Source organism: Nitrosopumilus sp. b3 (genome assembly GCF_014078525.1).
GTDB lineage: Archaea > Thermoproteota > Nitrososphaeria > Nitrososphaerales > Nitrosopumilaceae > Nitrosopumilus.
In genome coordinates, this window is the sequence record NZ_MU078700.1 from 676 (window position 1) to 5,394 (window position 4,719).

Sequence of the window (4,719 nt, forward strand, 5' to 3'; positions counted from 1 at the left end):
ATCACTGTCGGTATCACCCTCTGGAACTTCAGTTATTGTGAGTACAGAGTCACCGTCATCATCTGCATCCAAGTAGTTTGGTGTTCCATCTCCGTCTGTATCATCATCATTAGGATTACCGTTATTGTTTAGGTCTTCATCTTCATTGAATATACCATCACCATCTAAATCATGAACTACAGTTACTGTAACTGACGCAAAAGCTTCGTTAGATGTAGGTAATGCATCATCCGAGATTATCGCCTTAATAGTATGAACAGTTGGTGGGGTAATACCAAATATACGTTGTACTGTAGCTCCAGTATCAAAGAATACAGTGTTATCTTCCCAATCAATATTTGTACTAATATCATTTAATGTTCCATAGCCATCAATATCTTCAGCAGTAGCATCAAAGGTTACTGGAAATGCATTTGGTACATTTCCACTTGATGGTGAATTAATTGTTATTGTTGGTGCACATTTATCAATTGGTTCTTCAGAACCAATAGCAAAAGAACCTGAAATCAAGCCACAGTAATTTTCTAGAAAACTATCAGGATCTGAAAATAAATCATTTTCAAAACTAGATCCTGATTCTATTATTAGATGCCCAGTTAAGGCAATTTTAGCTTGTCCATTATTAGATAAGACACTTGAATCCTTTACTGCAACAATACCATCAAGATTGAAACTGGTGGCTGGAAGTAGATTGAACGTATCATAAGTCATAATTGTACCAGCAGGATCAAGTGATATGAAAAAAGCATTCTCTAAAAGATTGTTATTTGTAAAATTTCCTTCTATGTTCAAAACAAAATTGTTGTAAAATTCACCATCATTGATAAATTCAATACTTCCAGAAGGTCCCGATGGGCCTGTTATAAAAAATGAACCGCCATTTTCATTAGTTACAACACCTAATGCAGTATTATGAAATAAATTATCAATGGTAACTGAACCACTGACATTTACAAATTCGCCGTTATTCTCAAAACTTCCATCACCATCAATTGAGCCTTCATTTTCAACATAATTATTATTTACAAAGGTACCAGGATCATTAACCTCAAGATCTCCTTCATTGTAAAAATCATCACCATTATTTTCAAGATCACCATTAACTGACAAAAAATCGATATTTTCAAAAGACAGATTATTTACAAAAGTGCCTGATTCATCAATAGTAAAAGTTCCCAAGTTTGACAAAGTAAAATCGTTGACAAGGGTAGTACCTGCTTCAATAGTTAACGTATCAGGAGCAATCTCATCAATAGTAAAATCCCCAGATAATGTACAGATATTATTAATATCATCCCATGTTCCAAAAATGGCACAACTTCCTCCAACAGGATCATCACTGATCGTATAATCAATAGCAAATGAGTTTTGAACGCCTATTAGGCTAAAACCAAGCACAGTAATCAATAATAACGAAAATATTGATTTTATCATTGAAAGATAGGATAAATTTTGTAATAAAAGAGTTGTCGAAAAATCCCAATTCTGGGTATTACCAATATGGATCAATTTCAGATATCAGATTCCCGTATGGAATTCTACAAAAACGGTTTTTTTTGAGAATTTAATCAGAAATTATTCTGATTTTACAGTAATCGTTTCAGAATGATATCTGTATTTTATCTTCACAAAAGTATCATCTGTTGCATGTGCTTGTTGCAGTAATCCATCCTCAGTCTCAACTGATACTGTCCATTTACCAGTAATTGGATCAATTGAGGTAATTGAGAATCTCTCAAGTGCGTTATCTGCTCCACTGTATCTGACTCTGAGTATTTGATCTCCATATGGAATGCTTTCAAGTCCACCACGTTTTCCTTTGGTACTCTCATTGATTAGACATTCTTCGGTTCCACCAATGATACATTGTCCCAGAGGATCAGTTACTCTGAATCTTAAATCTGTATCAGCATTGGATGCATAAATTAATGCAGGATCAGCTAATACTTGACCGTCTTTTTCAATTACATCTAATGATACCGTATCATATGCCGAGATTGTTATAGTTTTTGGATGGCTAGAAACTTGTGCAGATTCTGTAATAGTAGAGCGATCATACAAGTCAACTCTTCCTTGCAAATCTATAATTGAATTTGAATCAGAAGTTGGAGCTTTCCAGTTAAAGATTACTTGGGTTTGTCCAATTCCAAATAGTTGTGATTTCTTTGCAACTACTTTACCATCAACTACTAAAGATGCTATGCCATATGATGGTGTATCATCGTTGAAGATGTATAACTCTGGTTTAACAAGTGAACCTGATGGAATTATGTTTGGAATATCCATTTCAATTGAAATATCACCCACTGTAGTTGGTTTTACACCAATACTGTAATGAGCAGATTCTGAAATGTTATCATTTTCGTCAGTAATGTGTAACCAGTATGTCATACCAGGTTTTGCCATAACAAATGATGGGATGGTGCCGCTAACAAGATATGTTGAATTTAGCATTTGTAATTTTTCAACATTCATGTTAATTGCAATGTATTGATTGTCTGGTAGCCCCATAACTAAAGATCTAAGTTCGACACGTTCTAGTGGAATAATGCTTTCAATGATTGAAGATATCTTTAATTCCTGATTATCAATGTAAAGGAATTCAGATTCAGACTTTGCATCATATTTGGTACCGTTTGCAATTTGGATTTTGGTATCAAATATTCGAGTTTGTCCAGTAATTTCAGGTACTGTATCTTCTGGTAGTTCAACAATCACTGTTGTTCCCTCACAAGAGAGCAGTCTTACTGATGCCTGTACAACATTCTTTGATGTACCCTTTTCTTCTGTAACTACAATCATCAGGAATGATTCATCAGATGAAATTGGAACTTCATAGAGATATCTATCAATGCTAGTTAGTTTGTTCAAGTCCTCATATGGTTGAACTTCTGCCAATGATGCATATACAACTCCAGATTTGGAGGTTGCCAATTTGACTGATGGTGGAACATCTGCATCACTTGAGACTAGAATTCTTGCCATATTCTCATTACATTTGTCATATGAGACCTCATTGATTGCTAGAGGAGTTGATAGAATTCCTCCAAATCCTACTGATGCGCCAGATGCTGAAGCGCCAACACCGGTATTACCGCCACCGCCACCAGTACTACTGCTACCAAGTCCTCCCGTTCCAGTCCCTGGACTGGATGATCTCTTGGAGGATATTGCCTTGTTGGAATAGTGATCAGATTCTATCTCAACTTCACAGAAATCAGTCTTTGTTGTTGATGGAATGTTTGAAATTATTGTATCTATTCCAGAAGTCCATACACCTCCAACTAGGGTGTGAACTTGAAGATCTCTACATCCGTTAGCAAGTGTAATAATATCATCAGATGTTGGTTTTGGAACAAGTACTGTCATGATAGGTTCAGATGCAAAGTTTGACGAAGTACCCCAGTTGAATCCAACAGTATCTTCCTCATATCTGTAGTTCACCGCAATTTCTAATTCTAGATCTCTATCAATACTACTATCAGATAAAGTCGTGGAGCTGATATGATCATTATCAACTTCAAGTACAATCCAATCATAATCACCAGTTGTTGAAGATGTATCCTTTGATGTAATGTCAAGTTTTGATACACCGCCAAAGCTTGGTATTAATTTAGATTCAACTGGAAGTATCATTTGCTGTCCTGGGGTAACCTTATTGAATCCTGGAGTAGATATCATTTGGTGCGTTGTTGATTCTTGAGATACTACTGCAGGAATGACTGTAGTTAGTGATTTATTGGTAGGCAGATAGTATTTTGGAAGTTTTAATCCTTCTTGAACGATTGAACCTTTAGTACCTACTGGCCAATCTTTGACATATTTGATATTCTTTTGTAGACTTACTGCACTAGTTTTTGCTGTAGAATTATTAACACCAGCAGTAATTTGTGGTGGAAGATCATTGGATTTGGTGATAGAGGTTTCAGTAGTACCTTTGACGACAATTGCTGAGAATCCGGTCATCTTGTTTAGTGAAGTTTGATTTAGGGATGGTGGAGATACTCCAAATCTTGCATCATCTTGTGATAAATCTACAGTCTCACTTCTCAATGAGAATATTTTCAATGGGTTATATTCATCACAGCATAAAGTAGCTGTGGTTTCATTAATCTTAACTACATATCCAGTAGGGATTCCAGTCATGACAATTTCATAATCACCAGATGGAACATTTAGTATTCTTACTTCTCCACTTGTACCATTTGCATCAGGCAATGAATTGTTATCAGTTACAACTAAGCTACCTGTTCCTGTTGATGGATTTGGTGAGATAGTATACGATGCTCCTGGTATCAACGTAGTACCATCAATTGCTCTTATCTTGATAGTACCTGCAAATGTAAAGTTATCAGATGGTGTGAGTGTCTCAGTTAAGATAATGTTAGTTATGGATCTATTGGCATCAATTACATCAGAAAGAGTGAGTGTCTCATCTAGTGTTGTGGTGAACTGATTCACAATATCAATTACATCAGAAATGGTGAGTGTTTCATCTAAGGTTACTGATGCTGCTGCAGCTGTGGTGATCACATCAGATGGTGTGAGTGTCTCTGTTAAGGTGATACTCTGAGATGTTGCAATGGCATCAGATGGTGTGAGTGTTTCATCTAAGGTTACTGATGCTGCTGCAGCTGTGGTGATCACATCAGATGGTGTGAGTGTTTCATCTAAGGTTACTGATGCTGCTGCAGTAGTTGATAGTGTATCAGATGGGGT

2 protein-coding genes are annotated in these 4,719 nt (G+C 36.1%); both read right to left on the bottom strand.

All coding sequences use genetic code 11. The features are described from left to right. On the bottom strand, positions 1-1,434 hold a 1,434-nt coding region (locus C6990_RS10880; RefSeq protein WP_220463386.1), incomplete at its 3' end, for a hypothetical protein. 141 nt (positions 1,435-1,575) lie between these two features. Beyond that, on the bottom strand, positions 1,576-4,719 hold a 3,144-nt coding region (locus C6990_RS10885), incomplete at its 5' end, for a hypothetical protein (RefSeq protein ID WP_182131328.1).